This window comes from Pseudomonas sp. DF5, from assembly GCF_058148225.1.
Map to the genome: position 1 here is coordinate 137,460 of NZ_JBYVYM010000004.1, position 26,097 is coordinate 163,556.

At 59.6% G+C, this 26,097-nt stretch carries 19 protein-coding genes; 9 read left to right on the forward strand and 10 right to left on the reverse strand.

The window, feature by feature from the left end; all coding sequences use genetic code 11:
• Positions 1–32 precede the first annotated feature (32 nt).
• The 5 genes from AC30D7_RS05460 to AC30D7_RS05480 are packed head-to-tail and all read right to left on the reverse strand — an operon-like array spanning position 33 to position 8,410.
• A complete protein-coding gene (locus AC30D7_RS05460) occupies positions 33–1,439 on the reverse strand; it encodes an ATP-binding protein (RefSeq protein ID WP_490133358.1) in 1,407 nt (468 codons plus the stop codon).
• Positions 1,436–3,244 carry a DAHL domain-containing protein gene (locus tag AC30D7_RS05465; protein WP_490133359.1) on the reverse strand — a complete coding sequence of 603 codons (1,809 nt, stop codon included), beginning with the start codon at positions 3,242–3,244 and terminating at the stop codon, positions 1,436–1,438. Before AC30D7_RS05465 ends, AC30D7_RS05460 begins: the two co-directional genes overlap by 4 nt.
• Entirely contained in the window at positions 3,241–4,200 is a 960-nt protein-coding gene (locus AC30D7_RS05470; protein WP_490133360.1) for a cytochrome-c peroxidase, read from the reverse strand. The genes AC30D7_RS05465 and AC30D7_RS05470 overlap by 4 nt, the downstream gene beginning before the upstream one ends.
• Positions 4,201–4,244: 44 nt before the next feature.
• Positions 4,245–6,107, reverse strand: a complete 1,863-nt coding sequence (locus tag AC30D7_RS05475; protein ID WP_490133361.1) for a putative bifunctional diguanylate cyclase/phosphodiesterase — start codon at positions 6,105–6,107, stop codon at positions 4,245–4,247.
• Complete coding sequence (locus tag AC30D7_RS05480) at positions 6,104–8,410, reverse strand: GGDEF/EAL domain-containing response regulator (protein WP_490133362.1); 2,307 nt, start codon at positions 8,408–8,410, stop codon at positions 6,104–6,106. The genes AC30D7_RS05475 and AC30D7_RS05480 overlap by 4 nt, the downstream gene beginning before the upstream one ends.
• A 257-nt stretch (positions 8,411–8,667) precedes the next feature.
• Here AC30D7_RS05480 and nosR point away from each other — a divergent pair, with 257 nt between their 5' ends.
• From nosR to AC30D7_RS05500, 4 genes are all read left to right on the forward strand, one after another.
• Complete coding sequence (gene nosR / locus AC30D7_RS05485; protein ID WP_018926631.1) at positions 8,668–10,020, forward strand: response regulator c-di-GMP phosphodiesterase, NosR family; 1,353 nt, start codon at positions 8,668–8,670, stop codon at positions 10,018–10,020.
• A 234-nt stretch (positions 10,021–10,254) separates the two neighbouring features.
• Positions 10,255–10,689: an NUDIX hydrolase gene (locus AC30D7_RS05490; protein WP_018926630.1), complete on the forward strand. Its 435-nt coding sequence runs from the start codon at positions 10,255–10,257 to the stop codon at positions 10,687–10,689.
• 36 nt (positions 10,690–10,725) lie between these two features.
• Positions 10,726–11,364, forward strand: coding sequence for a LysE family translocator (locus AC30D7_RS05495; protein ID WP_064616303.1), 639 nt, complete (start codon positions 10,726–10,728; stop codon positions 11,362–11,364).
• 2 nt (positions 11,365–11,366) lie between these two features.
• Positions 11,367–11,876: a GNAT family N-acetyltransferase gene (locus AC30D7_RS05500; protein WP_018926628.1), complete on the forward strand. Its 510-nt coding sequence runs from the start codon at positions 11,367–11,369 to the stop codon at positions 11,874–11,876.
• A gap of 5 nt (positions 11,877–11,881) precedes the next feature.
• Here AC30D7_RS05500 and metR read toward each other — a convergent pair whose 3' ends face one another.
• Entirely contained in the window at positions 11,882–12,799 is a 918-nt protein-coding gene (gene metR / locus AC30D7_RS05505; RefSeq protein WP_105345031.1) for a transcriptional regulator MetR, read from the reverse strand.
• Positions 12,800–12,917: 118 nt separating this feature from the next.
• Between metR and metE the strand changes: the two genes are divergently transcribed.
• Positions 12,918–15,230, forward strand: a complete 2,313-nt coding sequence (gene metE, locus AC30D7_RS05510) for a 5-methyltetrahydropteroyltriglutamate--homocysteine S-methyltransferase (protein ID WP_490133363.1) — start codon at positions 12,918–12,920, stop codon at positions 15,228–15,230.
• Between the two features lie 151 nt (positions 15,231–15,381).
• On the opposite strand, the gene AC30D7_RS05515 is transcribed toward metE, so the two are convergent.
• Positions 15,382–18,588, reverse strand: coding sequence for a hypothetical protein (locus tag AC30D7_RS05515; protein ID WP_490133364.1), 3,207 nt, complete (start codon positions 18,586–18,588; stop codon positions 15,382–15,384).
• A gap of 250 nt (positions 18,589–18,838) precedes the next feature.
• Here AC30D7_RS05515 and AC30D7_RS05520 point away from each other — a divergent pair, with 250 nt between their 5' ends.
• From AC30D7_RS05520 to AC30D7_RS05535, 4 genes are all read left to right on the forward strand, one after another.
• Positions 18,839–19,873, forward strand: a complete 1,035-nt coding sequence (locus AC30D7_RS05520) for an alpha/beta fold hydrolase (protein ID WP_490133365.1) — start codon at positions 18,839–18,841, stop codon at positions 19,871–19,873.
• Positions 19,874–20,049: 176 nt separating this feature from the next.
• Positions 20,050–20,718 carry a DsbA family oxidoreductase gene (locus AC30D7_RS05525; protein WP_490133366.1) on the forward strand — a complete coding sequence of 223 codons (669 nt, stop codon included), beginning with the start codon at positions 20,050–20,052 and terminating at the stop codon, positions 20,716–20,718.
• A gap of 104 nt (positions 20,719–20,822) precedes the next feature.
• Positions 20,823–21,518 (forward strand): hypothetical protein, encoded by a 696-nt coding sequence (locus AC30D7_RS05530; protein WP_490133367.1) that lies wholly within the window; start codon positions 20,823–20,825, stop codon positions 21,516–21,518.
• Entirely contained in the window at positions 21,515–22,423 is a 909-nt protein-coding gene (locus AC30D7_RS05535) for a hypothetical protein (protein ID WP_490133368.1), read from the forward strand. The genes AC30D7_RS05530 and AC30D7_RS05535 overlap by 4 nt, the downstream gene beginning before the upstream one ends.
• Positions 22,424–22,470: 47 nt before the next feature.
• Here AC30D7_RS05535 and AC30D7_RS05540 read toward each other — a convergent pair whose 3' ends face one another.
• The 3 genes from AC30D7_RS05540 to aauS are packed head-to-tail and all read right to left on the reverse strand — an operon-like array spanning position 22,471 to position 26,035.
• On the reverse strand, positions 22,471–22,800 hold the full coding sequence (locus AC30D7_RS05540; RefSeq protein WP_490133465.1) for a GlpM family protein: 330 nt from the start codon (positions 22,798–22,800) through the stop codon (positions 22,471–22,473).
• Positions 22,801–22,808: 8 nt separating this feature from the next.
• Positions 22,809–24,137, reverse strand: a complete 1,329-nt coding sequence (aauR, locus tag AC30D7_RS05545; protein WP_490133369.1) for a two-component response regulator AauR — start codon at positions 24,135–24,137, stop codon at positions 22,809–22,811.
• Entirely contained in the window at positions 24,134–26,035 is a 1,902-nt protein-coding gene (gene aauS, locus AC30D7_RS05550; protein WP_490133370.1) for a two-component sensor histidine kinase AauS, read from the reverse strand. The genes aauR and aauS overlap by 4 nt, the downstream gene beginning before the upstream one ends.
• Between the last annotated feature and the right edge of the window lie 62 nt (positions 26,036–26,097).

Sequence of the window (26,097 nt, forward strand, 5' to 3'; positions counted from 1 at the left end):
CTGGATTGAGATTTGATCCCTTGTTCGGCTGGTCAGACAGCCGCTTTCGATTGGCGCACCGGCAGCTCGACCCGAAACGTGGTACCCACGCCGACTTTGCTGCGTACCGAAATGTCGCCCCGGTGTTTTTTCACGATGCCATAGGACAGGGACAACCCGAGCCCTGTCCCCTGGCCCACCGGTTTGGTGGTGTAGAACGGGTCGAATATCTTCTGCAGGCATTCCGGTTCGATGCCTGATCCGGTGTCCGCGACTTCGATCGACACCGTTTCACCTTCAAGCCCGGTACGCAGGGTGATGGTGCCCCGTTCCGGCCCCATGGCCTGAGACGCGTTGACGATCAGGTTCATGATCACCTGATTGATCTGCGACGGCAGGCATTCGATGTCAGGCAGCGTTTGATACTCCTTCACTACATCGGCCTTGTATTTGAGTTCATTGGCGACGATGTTCAGCGTCGACTCGATGCCTTGTTGAAGGTTGGCCCACTGCCATTCCTGATTGGAGTCGACGCGGGAGAAGTCCTTCAGGTCCTTGACGATCTGCCCGACACGGTTGATGCCATCCTTGGATTCCTTGATCAGCAGCGGAATGTCTTCGCGCAGAAACTCCAGCTCGACCTTTTCACGCAACTGGCCGAGACGTTCGAGGACTTCGCCTGAGGTAATGACAGCCTCTGCCTCCCGATAAGCATCGAGCATGGTCTGCAGCTGTTTGAAGTAGCCATCGAGGGCGCCGAGGTTGGAGGAAATGAAGCCGATGGGGTTGTTGATTTCATGGGCGACACCCGCCGCCAGTTGCCCCAGCGAGGCGAGTTTTTCCGACTGCACCAGTTGGCTTTCCAGTTGTTTGCGCTCATCGATTTCCCGCTGCAATGCTTCGCTGGCCTGCTTGAATTGGGTCGTGCGCTGGTCCACCAGATGCTCCAGATGACTCATCTGGATAGACGCCCGTTCGGTCATGTCCCATTTGGTGAGCAGGGTGTTGGCCATCTGCTGGACTTCGATATTGTCGAACGGTTTTTTCAGAATCAGCAGGCGGTCGTGGGCGTGCAGGCGCTCCAGCAGTTCATCCCACGAATAGTCGGAATAGGCGGTACACACCACCACTTGCAGGCTCGGGTCTTCCTGCCACAGGTGTTCGATGGTCTGTGCACCGTCCCAGCCCTCGGGCATGCGCATGTCGACGAAGGCCAGGGCGTAGGGGCGGTCTTCCTGTAAGGCCTGGACGAGTTTGCCCAGGCCCTCCTGGCCGCCATAGGCCGAATCCAGCTCGAACAGAGGCTGGGTGGATTTCACTTCGCTGCCGAACAGCGCGGCCTCCATTTCGTCCAGTTCGGCATGTTTGGCCGAGGTTGGGGTGAGGATTTTGCGAAAGTCATCATGGATGGACGGCGTGTCGTCGATCAGCAGAATGCGGCGGTTCGATAGGTCGCTCATGCTTCCTCCATGACGGGGTTCAACGGGATCTGCAAGGTGAACAGGGCGCCCTTGCCCGGTCCGTCGCTGTGGGCGGTGAGATGGCCGTTCATCTCGATCGCGGCCAGCGCACAGCTGTGCAGGCCGAAGCCGTGGCCTTCCTTGCGGGTGGTGAAACCGTGGGCAAAGATCCGCGTCATGTTTTCCGGCGCAATGCCTTCGCCGTCATCCTTGACGCTGATTTGCAGGATCGTGTCCTCGACGACTTTTACCCCAAGGGTGATCTGTCGGGCTCGGTTGCTGAGGTCGGACATGGCGTATTTGGCGTTGCTGATCAGGTTGATCAGGATCAGCAACAAGCGGTGCTTGTCGCCCATCACTTGCGGTACGTCGCCGTACTCCTTGACCACCGTGACGTGATGCCGGGTCAAGGCGCCTGCGTTCATGCGCAGGGCGTCCTCGAGCAATTCGCTGATGTACAACGGCTCCACCAGGTTGTTGGCCCCCGCGTAGGACTGCTGGGTGGCGACGATGTCTTTGATGTGGTCGACGCTTTTGCTCAGCTGCGCGAGCTCCTCGGTCATGCCTTGCTGTTCGAGGGCAATGGCTTCAACCAGTTGATTCAGATAGCCGGGCAGCAGTTTTCCTTTCTCGTTCTGGGTCAGAAAGGTGCCAAGGTCGCTTTGATGTTCGTTGATCAGCTGCATCGCCTTGCCCAACCCCTGGGCCTTGCTGCTACGCAGCCTTCGGGTGACCAGGTCGGCCGAGATGTTCACGCTGTTGAGCACGTTGCCGACGTTGTGCAGCACGTTGGTGGCGATCTCGGCCATGCCGGCCTGACGCGCGGTGTCGAGCAATTCGCTCTGGGTATCCTTGAGTTCGCGGGTGCGTTCTTCGACCCGTTGTTCGAGGACTTCGTTGGCGGTTTGCAGTTCCTTGTTGACCCGCTGAGTCTCCCCGAAGCTGCGCATCAGGCGAATCGCCAGGTACACCAGCACCAGCACCAGCAGCGTCGAAAACACCAGCATGTAGAAGTGGTAGCGCTGGTCGATGGCATCGGTTTGCTGCTGGTCCTTGTTCAGCAGGCCGGTGATGTCGTCCAGCCGTTCGGCCACGGGAATGGCCTCGATGTTTTCCAGTAACCGATTGACCACCGGTTGCTCACGCAGGATCAGGGTGACGTGGTTACTCAAAATATCGATCGGGCTGTGAAACTGCTCCGGCAATCGTTGCTTGTTAACCCCCAGTTTGTTCATCCCCAGCAGAATATCCGCCGCTTTATCGTCGGAGGTGACCTGGGCGAATTCCAGGCTGCTGAGCAGCAAGTCGTAAGTGTCGGTGGCGATGTTCTGCAGTTGCAGCTTGTCTTCATCTGACAATTGGGCGAGCGGTTGCTGGATGTCGTCTTCGGCCGTCGGCAGAAACGCCAGTGAGTTGCGCAGCACCGCGTTGTGGGATTTGAACTGTTCCACCAACCGGGTTTTTTCCAGCATGGCGGCGTGGTATGCATCATGGCTGGCATGCCAGATGGGGTCGTTGCGGCCGTGATTGGACTCCATGGTCTCGAACAGCTGCCACAGGCGTGTCATCTCGCTCAGCGGTGCCACCAGCGGATCGTAGTTGTGACTGATGGCGATCCTGGACTTGAGAATCTCGGTTTCCCATTGCGCATTCAACTGTTTGATCCGGCCGATCAAATCCCGGGATTCGGCGTAGGTCGACGTCTCGTTCGAGCTGGACTTGAGGTACAGGAACAACAGCGTCGAGGCCAGCAGCACGGCCACGGCAGCGAGCAGCGCCAGGTTGCGGCGGGGGAAGGTTTTCATAAAGGTTTGCCTCCCCATTCACCGGTCAGTGTCTTGAGGAATTTGATGATCAGGTCCTTGTCCTTGTCAGAGGGCACACGGCCGAGCTGAAACTTGAACATCACGTCTACCGCCTCTTCGAGGGTTTTAGCCGAGCCGTCGTGAAAGTACGGCGCGGTCACGGCGACATTGCGCAGGCTCGGCACCTTGAACACGTTGCGATCCTCTTCAGCCTTGGTGACCAGATAGCGGCCCAGATCGGCTTCGGTGGGGTTGCCTCGAGCCTGAAAGTAATCGCCCATCACCCCGAACTTCTGGAACATGTTGCCGCCGATGTTCACCCCCTGATGGCAGGCAATGCAGCCGTAGTCCTTGAAGCGTTGGTAACCGTACTTCTCGTCGATCGTGAGAATGTCGGTATCGCCCGACAGGTATTGGTCGAAACGCGAGTTGGCGCTGATCAGCGTGCGCTCGTAGGTGGCCAGGGCACTTTGCACATTGTTCATGGTGACGCCGTCCGGGTAGGCCTTGGTGAAAGCGCTTTTGTAATCCGGGTCGGCGGACAGCATCTGGACCACATGCTCCCAATGACTGCCCATTTCATTGGGGCTCTGCACCACTTCGTGGGCTTGGGTTTCCAGAGAGTCGGCGCGGCCGTTCCAGAATTGCCGGAAGTTCAGGCTCGCGTTGAATACGCTTGGGGTATTGATCGTCAAGGGCTCGCCTTTGAAGCCAGTGGACAGCGCCTTGTCGTCGGCACCGCCGATTTCCAGACGATGGCAACTGGCGCAGGACAGGCTGTTGTTGACCGACAGCCGTGGTTCGTTGAACAACCGACGACCGAGTTCGACTTGCAGGGGATTCTGCTCGGGCACCGCAGGCAAGGGTTTGAGCGGTTCGTCCAGCGGTGCACCGCTGGCTGTCAGACAACAGCCGAGCAGAGGTGCAAGGAGCAAGCAGCAGAAGGAGCGCGACATCTTATGATTCCTTGGCGCAGGGCCTGTGTGTCGTTGCACATCGTTCAGGAGGTGGGTTTTACGGATGTCAGGTATTGCACGAAGGCGTCCGGCTCCACGGCTTTGCTGAAGTAGTAACCCTGGCCTTCCTCGCAATGGAGGGCCTTGAGGAAATTCAGTTGTTCGAGGGTTTCCACCCCTTCGGCAATGACCGTCAGATTGAGGCTCTTGCCCAGGCTGATGATGGCACCGACCAGGGCCGCGTCATTGCTGTCACAGCCCAGGCCCCGAATGAATGACTGGTCGATTTTCAGTACATCGATGGGAAATCGTTGCAAGTAACTCAGGCTGGAATAACCGGTGCCGAAGTCATCGATGGCCAGCCGTACGCCCAAAGCCTTGAGTCGATTCAGCGCGACCATCGTGGCATCGACGTTCTGCATCAATACGCCTTCGGTGATTTCCAGCTCGAGCAAGGCGGGGTCCAAACCGGTTTGCTGGAGTATCTGTTCGATGCCTTCGACAAAATCCCGCTGGCGGAAATCGATGGCCGACACGTTCACCGACATGCACAGATCCGGCAGGCCATTCGCCTGCCAGGCGCGGGCTTGTCGACAGGCCTGGGCCAGCACCCATTTGCTCAATGGCACGATCAGGCCGCTGTCTTCGGCCACACCGATGAAGTCTGTCGGGTAGATCCAGCCGTGCCCCGGTTTTTGCCAGCGGATCAACGCCTCGGCGCCGACCACCCTGCCGGTGCCCAGGTCGAGTTTCGGTTGGTAGTGCAGGACAAACTCGTCCCGTTCCAGCGCCAGGCGAATACCCGATTCGATGGTCTGCTGTTCCCGGGCGCGCTGGTTCATCTCATCAATGAAAAAGCTGAAGTCGTTTGGGCCGCTTTCCTTGACGTTGCGCATCGCGGTTTCGGCTTTCTTGATCAGGGCGATGGCATCGAAACCGTCATTGGGGTAGATGCTGATGCCCAGGCTGGCCGTCACGCTCAGGTCATGGCCGGCGATGTGCTGGGGCGCACGTATGGCGTTCAAGAGTTTTTCGGCGATGCCCTTGGTCTGTTGTGGGTGGTGGATGTCGGCCAGGATCACCACAAATTCATCGGAGCCATAGCGAAACACCGAGTCGGAGGCGCGCACGCAGGCCACCAGGCTTTGCCCGACACGCTTGAGCATCTCGTCACCGGTCGGGTGGCCCAACGCATTGTTGATCCGCTTGAAGCGGTCGAGCCCCAGAAACATCACCGCCAGTTGTTTGTCATGGCGCCTGGACAAGGCCAGGGACTGGTTCAGCCGGTCACCCAGCAAGGTGCTGTTGGGCAGCTCGGTCAACACGTCGTACTGCAACAGATGAGACACCTTGAGCAGTTCATGGACCCGGGCTTCGATGGTTTGCTCAAGGCTCAGCACTTTCATCGCCGCGTCCTGCGCCATCTGCCACTTCCAGGTCAGGGCGCTGGCCATCTGGCGGATTTCCAGGCTGTCGAAAGGTTTTTTCAACACCAGCAATTGATCGCCGAACTCCAGCCGTTCGGCCATGGCTTCCCAGGTGTAATCGGAGAACGCCGTGCACAGCGCGATTTGCAGGTTAGGGTCGGCTTTCCAGAGCCGTTCGATGGTTTCCAGGCCATCCCAGCCAGGCGGCATGCGCATGTCGGTGAACGCCATGGCGTAAGGACGACCTTCTGCCTGGGCCCGCTTGACCAGTTTGAGTGCTTCCTGGCCTTGGTAGGCGGAGTCGAGCTGGAAAACCAGCCGGGTTGCTTGCGGGGTGCCGAACAGCGCGGCTTCAGTGTCGGCGAGGGGGTGTTCATCGTCGGTATCGGCGCCCAGGATCTTGCGAAAGTCCTCATGGATCGAGGGCGTGTCGTCGATGATCAGAATGCGCCGGTTGGCCTGGATGAACGGAGTTTTCATTCCTTGTCCTCCGTGGCACGTTGCGAATCGCCCGGTATTGCCCCAGGAGTGTGATTCGCGTGCACGATGCTCCCGGCCTTCAGCAGCTCGGCGGCCTGTTGGCTGCTGACCGCTTTGCTGTAGTAGTAACCTTGGGCGTTCATCGGTGAGCCGGTGGCCATCAACGAAGTGCGCTGCTCCTGGGTTTCGACGCCCTCGGCGATGATGCCGATCCCGACGTCGCGGGCGAAATTGATGATGGCTCGCAAGGTGGTGGCGCTGGCCGCGTCGTGGGCGGCGGTGTCGATGAACGCCTGAGCGAGTTTCAGATGATTGACCTGGTAAGTCTTGAGGTAGTCGAACGAAGAGTATTCGGTGCCGAAGTCATCGATGGCGATCTTCACCCCCAGCTCATGCAGGCGCGGCAGGATGTCGTTGTGCGTCCACTTGGTCTGGGCCAGGGTCGCTTCGGTGACGTCGAAACGCAGGTCCCATGGGCACAGTTTCCAGTGGGCGGTGGTGCGCAACACGTCATAGATCAGCTCGGGACCACTCTTGAGCTGGGCCAGGGACAGTTTTATCGCCACCACCGGTGGCGCCATGCCTTCGTCGCGCCACTGGCGCATTTGCCGACAGGCACGCTCCAGCACCCAGCGACCGAGGGCAATGATGATGCCGGTCTTTTCCGCCGTGGGCAGAAATGCGGGGGCTTCCAGTAAACCGCGTATCGGGTGATTCCAGCTGACCTGCGCTTCCATGCCGAGGATCTTGCCACTGCTCAGGTCCACTTCAGGCCAGTAACGCAGTTCGAGTTCGTCGCGTTCGATGGCCGTCTTCAAGTCGTTGGCGATGGTCATGCGTTCGACCACCTCCTGATTGATTTCCTCGGAGTGGAAGTGGTACTGGTTGCGACCCTTTTCCTTGGAGCGATACAGCGCCATGTCGGCCTGGCTCAACAGGTTGTCGGCGCTGAGACTGATCTGGGTGTAGCTGCTGATGCCGATGCTGACCGAGACCCGCACAGCATTGCCGGCCAGGGAGTAGGGCTGCACCAGCGTATCGCGCACCTTGGCGGCCAGGGCCGCGGATTGGGTCGGGTCGCCGACATCCAGTTGCAGTATCGCGAACTCGTCGCCCCCCAGGCGGGCGACCACGTCGTTTTCCCGTACGCAGGTTTTGATCCGGTGGGCGACTTCCTGCAACAGCAGGTCGCCCACCGGGTGGCCCAGGGTGTCGTTGATGCGTTTGAAGTGATCCAGGTCCAGGTAAAACATGGCGAACGGAGTGGCCCCGCGCCGGGCGGCGGCGAATGCCTGATGCAGGCGCTCGATCAGCGTCGCGCGGTTGGCCAGCCCGGTCAGCCCATCGGTGCGGGCCAGCAGGGCAATCTTTTCCTCGGCCAGTTTGCGCTCGGTGATATCGATGATGATGCCTTCGACTTCCAGCAAGCGGCCTTCATCGTCACGCACCGGAATGTAGCGGTTTTCGACCCAGCGCCAGTCACCGCCGCCGGTGCGCATCCGGAACTCGATGGAAGCACCGGCTGCATGACGGTCCAGCACCCGCGCCATGGCCGTGTCGACTTTCTCTTGATCGTCGGGATGGATCAGCTCCTGAGCCCAGTTGGACGAAGCCACCAGGGCCGCCGCGATATGGCCGTATTTGGTGATGTTGTGGGAGATGTACATCAATGGAAACGACGGTTCGCCCCGCAGCCGATACAAAATGGTCGGGCTGTTCTGCACGATGATGTTGGCGTCGGACAGCTCCCGGGTGCGCTCCTCGACCGCTTGTTCCAGCAGGGACATTTTCAGCGCCGCGTCTTCGGTCATTTGCCACTTGGCGGTCAATGCGCTGGCCATCTGGCGGATTTCGATGGCATCGAACGGTTTTTTCAGGATCAGCAGGCGATCGCCCAGATCCAGGCGCTCGTCGATGTCTTCCCAGGAATAGTCGGAATACGCGGTGCAGAGCGCCACTTGCAGCTTGGGATCGACCTGCCACAGGCGTTCGATGGTTTCCAGGCCGTCCCAGCCCGGCGGCATGCGCATGTCGATGAAGGCCATCGCGTAGGGCGAGTCATTCGCCAGCGCGGTCTCGACCTTGTCCAGCGCCTCACGGCCCTGAAACGCGGATTCGATGATAAAACCTTGCGACGATACCGACACGGGGGTGCCGAACAGGGCGTTTTCAGCGCTGGCCAGACTGTCGTCTTCGATCGATGACGGGCTGAGAATCTTGGCGAAATCCTCGTGGATCGACGCGGTGTCGTCGACGATGAGAATCCGACGATTAGTCCGCGCAAGCAGCGTATTCACTGACATGCGCCTGTACCGAGAGCGGTTTGGTGCGGTGGGCTCATAGAGGGTATCCCTTCCCTGAGTGCTGGACGGAGCGGGCATCGTTTGGATCCGAGTGACCTGAGCATAGTCGTCCGGTCGGATATTCGCCCGGTTGACTGAAACGAATCATTTGCGGAGTCGGTCGGAAAATCATCTAGCCTGTAGCTCAGGCTCGGGAAAGTCAGAGGAAGTTTTTTCGCGCCTGACATAAAGAGGCTGGTTTCACTTGAGGTATCGCCATGGAAGAGCAGCTCCCCACGACTGTGACCGATAAACCCACGTTACTGCTGGTCGACGATGAGGAGTCGATTCTCAACAGCCTGCGCCGCCTGCTACGCAGCCAGCCCTATGAGGTGCTGCTGGCCACCAGCGGTGCCCAGGCCCTGGAAATCATGGAGCAGCGGTCGGTCGATCTGGTGATGAGTGACGCGCGAATGCCCAATATGGACGGCGCCACGCTGCTGGCCCACGTCCATCAGCGCTACCCCGACACCACCCGGATCATGTTGACCGGTTATGCCGACCCCTCGGCCATTATCAAAGCCATCAATGAAGGGCAGATCCATCGTTACATCAGCAAGCCCTGGCACGATGAGGAAATGCTGCTGACGCTGCGGCAATCGCTGGCCTATCAGTATTCCGAGCGTGAGCGGTTGCGTCTGGTGCAGGAGACGTGGGACCAGAACGAAAAACTGAAGCTGCTCAACACCACCCTGGAAAAACACGTCGCGGCCCGCACCAGCGAGCTGCAACAGACCGCTGACATGCTGGACCTGGCTTACGAAGAGCTCAAACGCAGCTATGTCACCGGCACGGAAGTGTTTTCGTTGCTGGCCAACCTGCGCCTTCCACCCGCCAAGCAGACCAACCGGCAGATCATCGAACTGGTGCGGGTGTACTGCAAACTCCATCACCTGGACGAAGCCACCAGTCGAGACCTGACCATGGCGGCGGCGCTCTACAACATCGGTAAATTGAGCTGGACCGACAGCATGATGAGCACGCCTTCGGATCTGCTGCATCACAATGACCGCGAGCGCTATCGGGGTTATCCGAAACAGAGTGAGTCGCTGCTGATGACCCTTGATCCGATGAAGGATGCCGCGCGGCTGATCCTGCATCATCAGGAGCGCTGGGACGGCAGCGGTTTTCCCGATCGGCTCAAGGGCGAGGCCATTCCGCTCGGTTCGCGGTTGCTGAAACTGGCGGTGGATTTCATCGAGTTGCAGCGCGGGCTGATCCTCGAACGGCAGATGAACAGCGATGAAGCCCTGGTGTATATCCGCCAGTACGCCGGTCGGCTCTATGACCCGGAACTGGTGGAGGATTTCATTAAGGTCTGTGCTGCTTACCTGAGCGATGTGACGCTGGCCGATCCGACGGTCAAGGTGCTGACCACCCGGGACCTGGCGGCGGGCATGATCCTGGCGCGCAACCTGAATGCCGACAACGGCATGCTGCTGCTCAATGCCGGCAAGGTGTTGAACGGGCCGCTGGTGGAGAAACTGATCGCGTTCGAGGCGATGGAAGGTGCCAAGTACAGCATTTTTGTGAAAGTGCCGGAGGAAGTGGCGATTCTCGAGACGAGTTGAGCTTTCAGCACTGATCAACAGTGGGAGCGGGCTCTTGTGGCGAGGGAGCTTGCTCCCGTTGGGCTGCGAAGCAGCCCCAAAAACTCTGATGTACCAGAGATCTTGTGAGTGCTACGCACTCAAACGGGGCGGTGTGGCGTTCCGACAAGCCCCCTCGCCACAGTGCTTTTCGACGTGACGAAAAGCCGGCGCTCATGTGATCCTTGCGCCTTTACCCAAGGCCAATCCTGATCCATGACGCTTTCATCTGCCGCTTCGCCCCGCATCATCCACATTGCCGCTGCCCTGTTGATCGGCCCCGACGGTCGCACCTTGCTGGTGCGCAAGCGCGGCACCCAGGCGTTCATGCAGCCGGGGGGCAAGATCGAGGCTCATGAGCAACCGGTCCACGCCCTGGCCCGTGAGCTGGAGGAGGAATTGGGACTGGTCATCGATCCGGCGCACGCCACCTACCTGGGGCCATTCTCGGCACCGGCCGCCAACGAGCCGGGTTTTGTCGTACAGGCCGAACTGTTTCAGCTGACCATCGATTCTGACGTTTGCCCGGCGGCGGAAATCGAAGAGGTGCGCTGGATCGACCCGGCCACCGACGGCGATCTCACGCTGGCGCCATTGACACGAGACCTGATCTTGCCGTTTTATCGAGCTTCACTGATCGAAACCGCCTGATCACCCAGACCCTCTGACTTCAAGGACAGGATGCCCATGATTCCACTTCAAGACTTGCTGATTTTTGCCGCCGCGGCGTTGCTGATGGTACTCACGCCGGGGCCGAACATGATCTACCTGATCTCCCGTTCCATCTGCCAGGGACGCAAGGCCGGGGTGACGTCATTGCTGGGTGTGGTCGCGGGATTTCTAGTGCACCTGTTCGCTGCTGCAGCGGGTTTGACCGCGGTGTTCATGGCCGTGCCGGTGGCCTACGAGGTGCTGAAGTGGGCCGGTGCGTTGTACCTGATGTGGCTGGCCTGGCAGGCGGTCAAGCCCGGTGCGCGTTCGCCGTTCGAGGCGCAGCAGTTGCCGGCGGACTCGTCACGCAAATTGATCACGATGGGTTTTCTCACCAGCGCTCTGAACCCGAAGATCGCGGTGTTTTATCTGTCGGTGTTTCCGCAGTTCATTTCCCCTGAGCACGGTTCGGTGTTCAACCAGAGCATCATCCTCGGCCTGACCCAGATCAGCGTGAGCTTCAGCGTCAACCTGCTGATCGCGCTGTTCGCCGCAGGCATCGCCTCCTGGTTCGTCAACAACCCGAACTGGCTGGCGATGCAGCGCTATTTCATGGGCTTCGTCCTGTCCGGGCTGGCGGTGCGGTTGATGTTTGAGCAGCGGCGAGTGGCCTGAACATGTGGATTCAGCGGCTTGATGCCAGTCATGCCCTGGATTATCGGGCGCTGATGCTCGAAGCCTACGACTCGCATCCCCAGGCGTTCACTTCCAGCGTGCGCGAGCGCGCCACTATGCCGCTGGGGTGGTGGGAGTCGCGCCTGACCAGCAAGCTGGACCGGGTGCTCGGGGCGTTCGAGGAAGGGGAACTGGCAGGCATCGTCGGCCTGGCCTTCGAGTCTCGGGAAAAGGCCCGGCACAAGGCGACGCTGTTTGGCATGTACGTGACCGGCAAGGTGCGCCAGCGCGGGCTCGGTTATCAACTGTTACAGGCCGCGTTGGCTGAAGCGCAGAGTCATCAAGGCCTGAGGCTGATCCAGTTGACCGTCACCGCCGGCAACGAAGCCGCCTTCAGGCTGTATCAGCGCTGCGGCTTCGTGCAGTTTGGCCTGGAACCGTTGGCGGTGCGGGTCGGCGAAGACTACTTCGACAAGATCCACATGTGGCGCGAGATCACCCCTGAGCCTTGATCGTTCTATCGGACGGCACTAACCCCATCCAGCGTCGAAAACGACGTGTCCTTGGCCGTCAGCAAAAAGTCGCGCATGTACGGCGCATCCAGCATGTCGGCGCGGATCCCGGCATACAACGTCGCGAACAAGCCTTTCTCCCCCAGTCGCTTGGCCTTCACGTAACCCCGTGAACTGTATTCATGCAGCGCCCAATGCGGCATGCCGCAGACACCGCGACCGCTGGCCACCAGTTGCATCATCATCACCGTCAGTTCCGAGGTGCGCACCTGCGCCGGTTCGATGTCGGCCGGCTCCAGGAAGCGGGTGAAGATGTCCAGCCGATCGCGTTCCACCGGGTAGGTGATCAAGGTTTCCGTGAGCAGGTCTTCCGGCACGATGTAGGGTTTGTTCGCCAAGCGGTGCTGGTTCGCCACTGCGAGCATGGCTTCGTAGGTGAACAACGGCACATAAGTGATGCCCACCAGTTCCAGCGGATCGGAGGTCACCACCAGGTCCAGGTCGCCTCGGGCCAGCGCCGGCAGCGGGGCGAAGGAGAAACCCGAAGCCAGGTCCAGCTCGACTTCCGGCCAGGCATCGCGGAACTGGTCGATGGTCGGCATCAGCCACTGGAAGCAACTGTGGCACTCGATCGCCATGTGCAAACGCCCCGCCGTGCCACCGGCCAGCCGTGCAATGTCGCGCTCGGCACTGCGCAGCAACGGCAGGGTGGCGTCGGCCAGTTGCAGCAGGCGCAAACCGGCACTGGTGAAGCGCACCGGTTTGGTCTTGCGCACGAACAGCGGCATGCCCATGCGTTCTTCCAGCTCCTTGAACTGGTGGGACAGCGCCGACTGGGTCAGGTGCAGGCGGTCGGCCGCATCCACCAGGCTGTCGGCTTCGCGCAGGGCGTGCAGGGTTTTCAGGTGACGGATTTCAAGCACCGGGGGCTCCATGAGGAAAACTTGTGATCAACACGAAAAGGTTGAGTTTGTCTCATGTTGGGTGAGCTGTCGACAATAGCGCCATGTTTTACAGCATCCTTAATAGAGAGAACTCACCATGGCTCAGGCCCACACCCTTGGTTTTCCGCGCATCGGCGCTGACCGTGAACTGAAAAAAGCCCTCGAAGCCTACTGGAAGGGCGATCTCGATCAGAACGCGCTGAACAGCGTCGGCCGCCAATTGCGCGCCACCCACTGGCAATTGCAGAAAGACGCCGGCATCGACCTGCTACCCGTCGGCGACTTCGCCTGGTACGACCAGGTGCTGACCCACTCCCTGACCTTCGGCGTGATCCCCGAGCGTTTCGACGGCGCCAGGGATGAGCGCGGCCTGCCGACCCTCGACACCCTGTTCGCCATGGCGCGTGGTGCCACCGCGACCTGCTGCGGCGGCGAACATGCCAAGGCGCAATACGCCCAGGAACTGACCAAGTGGTTCGACACCAACTACCACTACCTGGTCCCGGAGTTCAGCGCAGACCAACAGTTCAAACTGAGCTGGGAGCAGCTGTTCGATGAGGTCGAAGAAGCCAAGGCGCTGGGCCACAACGTCAAGCCGGTGATCATCGGGCCGCTGACCTACCTGTGGTTGGGCAAAGCCAAAGGCAACGACTTCGACAAACTCGATCTGCTTGAACGCCTGCTGCCGGTCTACGGCGAAATCCTTGGCCGCCTCGCCGCCCAAGGTGTGGAGTGGGTACAGATTGATGAGCCAATCCTCACCCTCGACCTGCCACAAGCCTGGAAAAACGCCTTCGAGCGCGCTTACCACATCCTCCAATACTCGCCGCTGAAAAAACTCGTGGCCACCTACTTCAGTGGCCTGGAAGACAACCTCGGGCTGGCCGTCGGGCTGCCGGTGCAAGGCTTGCACATCGATGCGGTGCGGGCGCCGGAGCAATTGGGCCAGGTGCTGGATCGTCTGCCAACCTACAAGATTCTCTCGGTGGGGCTGGTCAATGGCCGCAACGTCTGGCGCTGCGAATTGGAGCAGGCGCTGGCCCAGCTGCAATTTGCCCAGGAGCGCTTTGGCGATAACTTGTGGGTCAGCAGTTCCTGCTCGCTGCTGCACAGCCCGGTGGACCTTGCGCGTGAAGACAAACTCGACCCCGAATTGAAAAGCTGGCTGGCGTTTGCCGTGCAGAAATGCGGTGAGATCGCCGTGCTGCGCGATGCCCTGAACGATCCGCAAGCGCCCAAGGTGCAAGCCGCCCTGGCTGAAAGCCGTGCCATTGCGGCCAGCCGCGCCCAATCGCCGCGTATCCACAAGGCGGATGTTCAGGCCCGCATCAACGCCATCGGCGCGGCAGACAGCCAACGCCATTCGCCGTTTGCCAAACGGATCGAGCAGCAGCGTGCGCGCTTGCAGCTGCCGGCATTCCCGACGACCACCATCGGCTCGTTCCCGCAAACCGGTTCGATCCGCCTGGCTCGTCAGGCCTTCAAGCAAGGCAAACTTTCGGCCAACGATTACACCGATGCCATGCACAGCGAAATCCGCCACGCCGTGAAAATCCAGGAACGCCTGGGGCTGGACGTGCTGGTGCACGGTGAAGCCGAGCGCAACGACATGGTCGAGTACTTCGCCGAGCAACTGGACGGCTACCTGTTCACCCGTTTCGGCTGGGTCCAGAGCTACGGTTCGCGCTGCGTCAAGCCGGCGATCATCTACGGCGACCTGAGTCGCCCGAACGCCATGACCGTCGACTGGATCACCTATGCCCAGAGCCTGACTGACAAGATCATGAAAGGCATGCTCACCGGTCCCGTGACCATGCTGATGTGGTCGTTCCCGCGCGAAGACGTTTCGCGCAAAATCCAGGCGCAGCAGTTGGCGTTGGCCCTGCGTGATGAAGTGGTCGACCTGGAAGCTGCGGGCATCAAGATCGTCCAGATTGACGAAGCCGCGTTCCGTGAAGGCCTGCCGCTGCGTCGGGCGCAATGGCAGGAATACCTCGACTGGGCGGTGGAAGCATTCCGCTTGAGCGCCTCCGGCGTGCGCGATGAAACCCAGATCCACACCCACATGTGCTACAGCGAATTCAACGACGTAATCGAGTCCATCGCGGCGATGGACGCCGACGTAATCACCATCGAAACTTCGCGCTCGGATATGGAATTGCTGGAGGCCTTCGAAGCCTTCGACTACCCGAACGACATCGGCCCTGGCGTCTACGACATCCACTCGCCGCGGGTGCCGGACACGGCCGAGATGGTGAAGTTGATGAGCAAAGCGGTGAAGCGCATTCCTGCCGAGCGGTTGTGGGTCAACCCCGACTGCGGGTTGAAGACCCGGGCCTGGCCGGAGACAGAGGCGGCGCTGGTGAACATGGTGGCGGCGGCGCGGCAGTTGCGCAGTCAGTTGGCCTAAACCCTGCGGCGCCTGTTCTGGCATCTTCGCGAGCAAGCCCGCTCCCACGGGGGAGAGGTCGATCACAAAATTTGTGTACGACATCAATCCTGTGGGAGCGGGCTTGTTCGCGAAGCAGGCGACTCGGTCTTGAATACGACCGCTCAGTACCCTAGCCGTAGGTCACCGACTGTGTGAACACCAGCGAAACGGGATAGTTTCCATACAAGCCTCTTACACTGAGCCGGTGTGTGCCAGAGCCCACTCCAAAAAGGACAGACTGCCAGAATCCGTTGGTGCCTACGTGAACGCGGTCCTGAACCACTGTGCCATTGAGCAATATCTGCACCATCGCGCCAGGGGCCGCAACGCCATTCATGCTGATGCCGGTTGTTGTGGTGCGCTGGTAGTCATACAGGTTCTGACCTCTTGTATTAAGCGCGAGTAATATGTGCGGTCTGACGGGAGCCGGTTCGGGCGCAAGGACACTGAACGTCCATAGGTGCGAGGTCTGCCCGTCAGGTTGCACTTGAACGGTCAGCCGATAAAACGATGAGGCCGTCACGGTGAAGGTGTAACTCCAGTTGCCGCTGGCGGGCACTTTGAATGTGCCGATGGGTTTCGGGACATTATCGTTTTGGAACAGTGTAAGTGTGCTATCCGGTTTGCCCGTGCCGGACAACGTCACGCGATTGGTTTTGGTGCTGCCGCCGTTGGGAATCGAATCGTTTGTATTGGCATCGATCGCTCTATTGATGAGCAGACCCCAGGTCTTGTTCAGGAGTGTTAACTCACGAACAGGGAAAAACGTGTCGACGCCACCCTTGTTATTGAAGTTCGCAATCGAAAGCCCCATCACCTGACTGCCATCCTTGAACAGTTCAAGTTGCTGACGGTTAATGACTCCGCTTAACCCACTTGTCACATGATCGGCAGTAATCACGCCATCGAACAATATGATGAGATGATCGGTTCCCGCCGCATTGCTTCCACCTAAGGCCACGCGCATTCGGGTTCCTACGGCGATAAATAGCCAGCGCGCCAGACTCCAGTGCGCATCGCCTTGAAACGTGCTGAGGTCCAGCGTCTTGTGATCCGGCGCTTGAGCAATGCTGATGCTCGGAAATACGATGGCTTCATCGGGTACAGCGGTGACTTCATAAGTGGTGACGCCAGAGTATTGGTCAGGTAGTCCGGGCTGGGACACACGGTATCGAAGTTTCATGAAGTGGCGCAGGTTGGCGGGCACTGTCGTCAGTGGCAATTCGATCAGTAGCGTACCGTTGGCGTTACCTGGCTGCGTGGCCACGACAGGGCTGCCCAAGCCGGCGCGGCCAATCACGATCAGAGCAATGTTATGGACGGCGGACATGCCTTTATAGGTGATTTCGACGGTTGTGCTTTTTTCGGTAAGCCGCGGATTGATGTGGTTGCCGGTGGACACCTCAACGAGCGTCGGAGGCGGGAGCTCCAGAGCCATATCCCCAACGCGTAACTCCAGTTCGGGTGCCGTCAGCGGCAGTGCTCGATTACGTTCAATGTACCAGTCGATACGGATGACCTGGTGGTTCAGCGAGTCGATCAGTTCGAACGTCAATCTGAACTCAATGTCCTTACCAATGTGAGCGGCGGTAACGGGTAGCGAGTCGACCCAGACGAGTCTGTCATCAGCGGTCCACACCTGGAGGTAAACCGTATCGCCAACCTGGGTATGGTCCTTTGCCGGGCAAATGGCCGGTGTGCCGAAAGGAATGTCCTCGGGATCCAGTACACCGTTTACATCCTTGCCGACATCGACGACGCCCAAGGTGTTTTTGACGGGACCGATGTGCAAAAGCAGCGCATGAGATTCCAGAGGGGCGAGGTAATTTTCCCCGGTTACAGTGTAGGTAACCCGGAATGAGCCACTCTGGTACGTGGCAAAGTGCCTCGTGTCGATCTCGAACGGCACGACGGTTCCCACTCCTGGAATCACCATCGATCGCGTAACAAATCGCTCAAAGGTTTGCAGGCGAGTGGTGCCGCCTGCGCTCGTACTCAGGCAGGTCAACGTTACCTTATCGCCAATTTCCAGCCCCTCGATCCCGGGACCGACATACACCACTGTCTCTGCAAGGTCTGGCGTTAGCACGCCGCCTCGGGCTTGCGGTGCAGTAGGTGCTGGAGCACGGTATTTTTCGCCGACCAGCTCCAGAAAATAGGAGAAGGACGGGGTGCGCTCCTCTACGCCCGACACCATTCTTATACGCTCGTAGTAGAGCTCTATAGTTGCCGGGGCCAGTTTTTTCACCGTTTCGTAAGGTACCTCGATTACGAGGGTGCCTCTTTTGTAATCGAACGGACCATAGGAGCGGGTGACTCCGGTCGTGGGGTCGTAGAGAAAGCATTCCACTTTATCTCCAGCGACGGCGTCGGCGCGTTCCACGAAGATTTCGACTTTCATGGGGGCTTGGTCGAGGTGGTCGAGGTGGAGAACATCTTTTATTGAACCAGGCACTGAAGGTGCTTCTAGATAGGTAACTTCCGGAATCAGCGTTCCTTTACCTGTTTCGGACGTGAGGCTACTGTTGTGTACCTGGTCACGGATTTTGTAACGTACCAACAACGGGTCAGAGGGCCCGATTCGCTTGAGGATGGCAGACGACACAAACATCACAACGTTCTGGCCCACCTCATCATTCTTGAGGGTGTATTCGACGATTTGATTGCCGATCGTCAGGGTAATAACGTCACCGGCGGTCATGATTGGCCAGGACGGAACAATGACTTTAATCCCTGCCTCTACCATCGCCTGATCGATAATCGATGGGAACTCAGGGGCTTGCAAAGGCACTCGTTCGCTGGAGTTGCCCGTCGGATCGAGGCTGTCCGGAAAGGTTGTCTTGAACCATACGGCGAGTCCGTCCGAGGGTTCGGGGCCATTGCCACTGGTGCGTTCGACGGTGTACCGAATCCAGTAGATGCCCGGACTTCCAACGGCTGCTCTGGGAATTAAACCGACTACGTCCTGATTGTTGTGATCGGAAGGGACCACGACTGTCTTGATCAGGGTACCTTCCTCTGTCGGATCCGGAACCTGACCCGGCTCAAGGCGTTTGCTCATGTATAGCCGTATCGTGTCTTGCGCCGCCATCAATTCGTAGGAGAGGAAGAGAATCAGCCAACCAATTCCGGTGCCAGCCGTTTCGTCAGCGTTGACCCCGTACGATGCCACGGGATAGTCGACCTTGTGCCAACCAGGAATCAGGGCAGGATACAGGTTGAGTATTCCATCCTGCGTAAATGCCCCCTCTGACTTGATCTCTGCGAACAGATCGACCGGTTGCTGCGGGCTTTCGATTTGCAGTGCGGCCAACTGTTCTGCTGTATAAACGCTCATAGCATGCTCCGATTTTGAGATGGTGCCTGAACCGCTGGGCATTGATGCGTCAGAGGATTGAAGGCTCGAAGCTGGCGGCTGGCAACTGTCATAAATAACAGTCTGAGGTTGTTTTCCGACGAGCGGTGGGCCCGTATGCTCCACAACCGCTCAGCACTCTTCATCAAACTGTCACGTAACTGTGGCAGCGCGCTTGTACAAACTTCATCAGACTCGCGCTCTACTGGAGTTCTGCGTTTCGGTGTTTTTCATGCGTGCACGATTTTTATCCACAGCGGTTTTTCTGATCGCTGTGTTGTTCAATTTCCCGTCCCTGGCGGCGTCTCGTTGCGACGTTAACGTTCCAACCGAATATGCCGATCTGGCGCAGGTGAGCCTGGCGTACCAGAGCATCGGCCGTGCGTCCGATCCTGCTTTATTGCTGGTGATGGGCCTGGGCGGGCAGTTGATTCACTGGCCGGACGAGGTAGTGGTTGCGCTGTGTCAGCAAGGCTTCCGGGTGATTCGTTATGACAATCGTGATGTCGGGCTGTCGACCTGGCGGCAAGCGCCTGCCGACGCCAACCTGACCTTCGAAGTGCTGCGCTACAAACTCGGGTTGCCGGTGTCGGCGCCGTACACCCTGACCGATATGGCGGACGATGCCTTTGGCCTGATGGATGTGTTGCACGTTGAGCAATTCCACGTTTTGGGCGCGAGCATGGGCGGAATGATTGCCCAGCATATGGCGGCGATGGCGCCGCAGCGTGTCGAGAGCCTGACCTTGTTGATGACCAGCTCCGGCGCCGAAGGCTTGCCGGCGCCGAGCGCGGCGCTGGTGCAGTTGCTCGCGCGACGCGGCGCGCCGAATCGCGCAGTGGCACTGGAGCAACAGGCTGATCTGCTGGCGGCGCTGGGCAGTCCTTCGGTCACTGATGATCGGCAGACGTTGTTGCATCAAGCGGCGCTGTCTTATGACCGGGCATTTAACCCGGAAGGCGTGAAACGCCAGATCATGGCGATCCTCGCCGAACCGAGCCGTGTGGCGTTGCTCAACCAGCTGCGGGTGCCGACGCTGGTGGTTCACGGCACTGCTGATCCGTTGTTGCCGGTGATGCATGGCGTGCATCTGGCGGCACATATTCGTGGCAGTCAGTTGAAGTTGATTCCGGGGCTGGCCCATCGTTTTCAGGAAGCGTTCAAGGCGCCGTTGCTGGCAGCGGTGTTGCCGTATTTGCAGGCACATCGCGAAGACACTTCGCACTGGGCGCAAATCGATCCGGTGGCCGAACACAACCTTCTCTAACACCCCGATCCCTTGTGGGAACAGACTTGCTCGCGAAAGCGGTGTATCAGCCACATCAATGTTGAATGAACCTCTGCCTTCGCGAGCAAGCCCTCTCCCACAAGGGATCTGCTGCGAGCCCTCGCCTGGTGTATTGTTCGAACTTTCCGGTGTGATTCAAGCCTGCGAGGTGTGTGATGAGTACCCCCTTGAAAATCGATTTCGTCAGTGACGTGTCTTGCCCCTGGTGTGTCATCGGCCTGTACGGCCTGACCCGGGCTCTGGATGTGTTGGGTGACGAAGTCCGGGCCGAGATCCGTTTCCAGCCATTTGAGCTGAACCCGAAGATGGGGCCCGAAGGGCAGAACATCACCGAGCACATCAGCGAAAAGTACGGCTCGACCCCTGAGCAGTCGCAGAAAAATCGCGAGATGATCCGCGCCCGCGGTGCCGAGGTCGGGTTTGCTTTTCGCACGGACGGCAACAGCCGCATCTACAACACCTTCGATGCCCATCGCTTGCTGTACTGGGCGGGGCTGGAAGGGTTGCAGTTCAACCTGAAAGAGGCGTTGTTCAAGGCGTATTTCACCGAGAGCGGTAATCCATCCGATCACGGGCAATTGGTGCAGATCGCTGAAAGCGTCGGGCTGGACCGTCAGCGTGCCGAAGCGATTCTGGCTTCGGACGAATTCGCCAAAGAGGTTCGCGAGGAAGAACAGTTGTGGTTATCGCGCGGAGTGAGTTCGGTGCCGACGGTGGTGTTCAACGGGCAATACGCCGTCACTGGCGGGCAGCCGGTGGAAGCGTTCGTTGGTGCGATCCGGCAGATCATGAGCGAGGCCAGGGGCGGCAAGGTCAACGGCTGATGGCTCCATCTGTGCGGAGTGAAAAATATATCAATATGCCACTATGGTTTTTACCGATGCTGCCGACATAGGCAGCATCGTTAATCATCATAGGGACTTGATCCATGAATCTTTACGTTCTACGCACCTGGGCCGCGCTGACGCTGCTTGCCTGCCTCACCCTCACAGGCTGTGCTCATGTGCAACCTCCAGTACCGCTGGACCACCAATTCTGGGATGCCAAAGAGCCGACTATCGGCGTGGCGATCACCGTAGTGCCAGAGCCGGTGCTGGCGTTGACCGGCAATCAGGGGCTTCTCGATCTGGCGATCAACAAGGGCGTTAACAGCAAGCTCAGTGACAATGTCGAAAAATGGCAAGTGCGCGACCTCAACACCTTGCCGGATGCCATTGTCGCCAAGCTGCAGGCCAAGGGTTACAAGGCCAAGCGGATAGACCAGCCGCTCGATTTGAAGACTTATAAGGAAACCAGTTTCCGTGAAGGCTATATGACCCGGGACATGACGCCGGTCAAGGCCGCTTTCGGCGTCGATCGTTTGCTGCTGGTGAATGTCTACGCCACCGGTGCCACCCGCAGCTACTACAGCATCGTGCCGACCAGCGTGCCGATGGCGCAAGTGGGTGGACAGGGTATGGTGATCGATCTGGCAGACAACAAGCTGCTGTGGTTCAAACCCTTTGTCGTGACGCAAGCCGCTCAGGGTGAGTGGGACGAACCGACCTATACCAACCTGTCCAACGCGTTCTATCAAGCTATGGACGATAGCCGCCAACAAATGATTACCCCGTTCGCGCAATGAAGCGATCGTTCGTAGTCGGCGCTGCGCTGGCTCTGTCGATATTGGCGGGGTGTGCGCAGAAACCGGCCCCTGAGGCCGGTTTCAAGGATTCGGGTGCCTTGCCCTACGTCCAGGCCCACGGGCTTAAGGTCGATGTGCAGTTGCCGCCATCCTTTGTCGGCGCCAGTACCGTGATTGACTCCCAGGCGGCCCTGAAAGCCGCATCCTCGAGTCACAATCTGGTGGCAAGCTCGGGCAACGGTGCCGGGCTTGCCGGCTTGCTGGTAGCCAGCCTGATCAACACCCAGATGGGTAGCGGCAGTTTGCAGCGCGATGCGGAAAAAACCGCGCTCAACGAGGCGCGACCCATGGCCGACTTGCTCGCGGGCGTTCCGTTGCAGGAGCGTCTGCAAAAGCGCTATCAACAGGCTTCGCAAGTGGCCGGGCTCAAGCAGGGGGAGGGTCAGGTCACTGCGCGTCTGGTGATTGAACCCAAACTGATGCTCACCCCTGATCGCGGCAGTTTCGTGCTGGTCAATCAGGTGCAGGTCCAGGACATTGCGGCGTCGGCGCTGTATCGCATGCGGATCGAAGTGGTCAGCCAGCCGATTCGGCGCTGCGGCAAGCAGTGCATTGACGATGGCGGCTTCGACTTGGAGAAGGTTACGGCCGTGCTCGACGAGTGTATCGACGAGTCGATGCGCGTTCTGGCCACCGACCTGATGCAGCCAGCGCCACCAGCGGCTGCCCAGGAAACCTTGCGCTATGTTCTTGATGGCCAGCGAGTGGTCGAGCGTGGTTATCAACTGGCCCATAGCGGAAACTATTGGCGTTATCGCAACCTCTATGGTGCGGTGAAATCGGTGCCTGTGCCGTTTGAGGATGCATTGACACAAGCGCAGTTGCAGAAGGTTTACGGGCAGTAATGCGACCCTGCGGGGGCGAGCAGGCATGCTCCCACAGGGAATTGTGGTCAGGATTGAAAGCGCACCCACACCGTCACCAGCATCGTCGCCGCCATCAACCACGCCACCGCTGCCACCGCCAATGAAGCCTCCAGCCGCATCCGGTCGACCATCACATACAAGGTCGCCAGATAGACGAAGTACGGAATGATCGACCACATGCCAAACACGATGGTGGTCTTCAGGTCATCCAGCGAACGCCCTTTGCCGACGATGTAATGAGCGATCAGCGCAAAGGTCGGAAACAGCGGCACCAGGCCTGCGATGTAATAGTTTCTGGTCTTGGCCAGCATGGCGAGGATTACCACCACTGCCGCGCCCAGGGTCGCTTTGAAAATCAGGTCCATCAGTGGCTCAGCCCGTATTTTTTCACTTTGTCGAACAGTGTGGTCTTGGCCATCCCCAGTTCCTGGCTGGCCTGGGTCAGGTTGCCGCCGCTGCGCTGCAAGGCATCGCTCAGCAGGTTGCGTTCGAAAGCTTCCACCGCTTCGGCAAAGGCCAGGCTCTGGTTGCCGCTACTGGCGCCGGTTTTTTTGAAGGCTGGCAGGCCGAGGGCGAAGCGTTCGGCGACGTTGCGCAGTTCGCGCACGTTGCCCGGCCAATCGTGGCTCATCAGAATCGACACGGTCTGGTTGTCCAGCTCAGGAGGCGAGCGGTCGAAGCGCAGGGATGATTGCTGCAAAAAGTGCTCGAACAATTGCAGGATGTCTTCGCGGCGTTCGCGCAGCGGTGGCAGTTCCAGGGTGACCACGTTCAGGCGGTAATACAGGTCGCTGCGAAACTCGCCGGCCTTGCTCGACTCATCCAGATCGGACTTGGTCGCGGCGATCACCCGGCAATCCACCGCCACGCTCTGGTTCGAGCCCAAGCGTTCGAGGGTGCGTTCCTGCAGCACCCGCAGCAGCTTGATCTGCAACGGCAGCGGCATGCTTTCCACTTCGTCGAGGAACAGCGTGCCGCCATCGGCGTGTTCGATCTTGCCGATCCGCCGTTTGCCGGCGCCGGTGAAGGCGTTGGCCTCGTGGCCGAAGATTTCGCTTTCGAACAGATTCTCCGGCAGGCCACCGCAGTTCAGCGCAACGAACTGTTTGCTGTGCCGGCGGCTGAAGTCGTGCAAGCAGCGCGCAACCAGTTCCTTGCCGGTGCCGGTCTCGCCTTCGATCAGCACGTTGGCCGACGTATCCGCGACGTTGGCGATCAGTTCCCGCAGGTTCTGCATGGCCGGTGAGCGACCGATGATCCGGCCTTCGAGGGAATCGCGCTCGAACAGTTGGCGACGTAACGAGGTGACTTCCCGCGCCAGGCTGCGTTGCTCCAGCGCACGGCGGGCGACGTCCACCAGGCGTTCGGGGGAGAAAGGTTTCTCCATGAAGTCGTAGGCGCCTTTCTGCATCGCGCCGACAGCCATCGAGATGTCGCCATGGCCGGTAATCAACACCACCGGCAGGCTGCGATCGCGGGCCTTGAGCCGGGTCAGCAGCTCCAGGCCATCGATGCCCGGCAGGCGGATGTCGCTGATAACGATGCCGGCGAAGTTATCGCCGACCCGCTCCAGCGCTTCTTCGGCGCTGCCGACGCCGATGCAGGGAATGTCTTCAAGCGTCAGCGCCTGTTGGCAACCGAGCAGCACATGGGGGTCGTCTTCGACGATCAGCACACTAAGGTCGTTGTTCATATTGGCTCGGCGGGAGTAGGGCTTACCAACGGTAAACTGAGGACGAAGGTGGTACCACCGCTGGCCGGGTGTTCGACACCCAGATGCCCGCCCGTGGCGGCAGCCAGGCTCGCTGACAGTGTCAGGCCGAGACCCAGGCCCTGTTCGCCGGGCTTGGTGGTGAAGAACGGTTCGAACAGATGTTTGCGCGCTTCGGCATCGATGCCGTGGCCGTTGTCGCGCACCCGCAGGCGATACTTGCCGTCGAATTCCTCGCCTTCGAGCCACAACGCCGGTTGGGGCTGCGACTGCATGGCATCGAGCGCATTGCCGATCAGGTTGACCAGGATCTGCTCCAGACGGGTCTGGTCGATCTGCACCTGCACGTCGGTAAAGTCGCGATGCAATTGCAGTGGCACGTTTTCCATCCGGCTGCCCAGTAATTGCAGGGCGGCGTCCACGCCTTTGCCGAGGCTGGCCTGGCCCTTGTCATCGCCGCGCCGGGCGAAGGAACGCAGGCTGGCGGTAATCCGGCCCATGCGGTCGATCAGTTCATTGATGGTCTTGAGGTTGGTGCTGGCCACATCCAGCTGACCGCGTTCCAGAAAGCGCACGGTGTTGCCGGACAAGGTCCGCAAGGCTGCCAGCGGTTGGTTCAATTCGTGGGCGATGCTGGTGGACATCTGGCCGATGGCGGCCAGTTTGCCGGCCTGTACCAGTTCATCCTGAGCGCGGCGCAAGGTTTCTTCAGCCTGTCGGCGTTCACGAATCTGACCCTTGAGCCGTTCGTTGCTGGCGCGCAGGTCAGTGGTGCGTTCGGTAATCCGACGCTCCAGTTGATTGTTGGCTTCCTGCAAGGCTTCCCGCGCCGCGAGGCGGGTGGCGATCACTTTGCGGCGCTCGTTCCAGGCGATCAGCAGGAATGCCACCAGGGCAAACGCCACCGCCACCAGGATTCCCTGATTGATCGCTTCACGCCGCAGGTCTTGCAGGGGCGTGAGCAGGGTGAAATTCCACGGGGTGTCGCTCAGCGGCCGGGTTTGCGACAAGTAGCTGATGTTTTCTTCATCGGACACCAGTTCGCTGTTGGCGGGGAAGGTCAGTTTTTCCTCGCCTTCAGCCAGTTTCTCTCGGGCCAGCGGTTGCAGTTCATTCAACGGATACCAGTAGTACTGGAGGCTGCGGGCCAGGCGCTCCTTGGTGTCGTCGCTCAACGGCAGCACCGACTTGAGCCGCCGCGCCGGATCGCTGGAGAGAATGATGATGCCGTTCTCGTCGCTGACGAAGGCTTCCAGACGAGCGCGTTGCCAGCGTTCTTCCATGGCCTCGAGGCGAACCTTGACCACCGCGACGCCGGTGATTTTGCCGTGTTCTTCCAGGCCATGAGCCAGGTAATAGCCGGGTTCGCCGCTGGTGCTGCCGATGCCGTAGAAACGTCCCGGCTGGCCACGCACGGCGCTCTGGAAGTAGGCGCGGAAGGACAGGTCTTCGCCCAGATAACTGTCGACATCGCGCCAGTTGCTGGTGGCCAGTACGCGGCCGGTGGTGTCCATCACATAAATGGCCCGACTGCGGCTGCGCCGGTTCAGGCCTTCGAGGTATTCGTTGACCGTCTGCCGGAGTTCTGGCGACGGGTCTGCCAGCAGCTTGGAAACACTCGATTCGAGTTCCAGCAGGCTGGGCAGGTAGGTGTATTTGCTGATCTCGCTTTCGACGGCGCGCGCGTGCAGTTCCAGCTGACGCTGGCCGTTCTCGCTGAGGCTGCGAATGCCGTAGTGTTCACTGACCCAGAAGCCGATGTAACCCAATCCAATCATCAGGGCGATGATCAGCGGCGGCAGGAACAGATGGCGAATCAGACGGGGTTTCACGGCGAGTGATGGCGGCGCTGCGCGATAGAAGGTGGAGTCGCATTTCATCACAGAAGCCTTGGGTCAACCACAACACAATATCCATATCCCCACGGGGCCTGTGGGAGTTG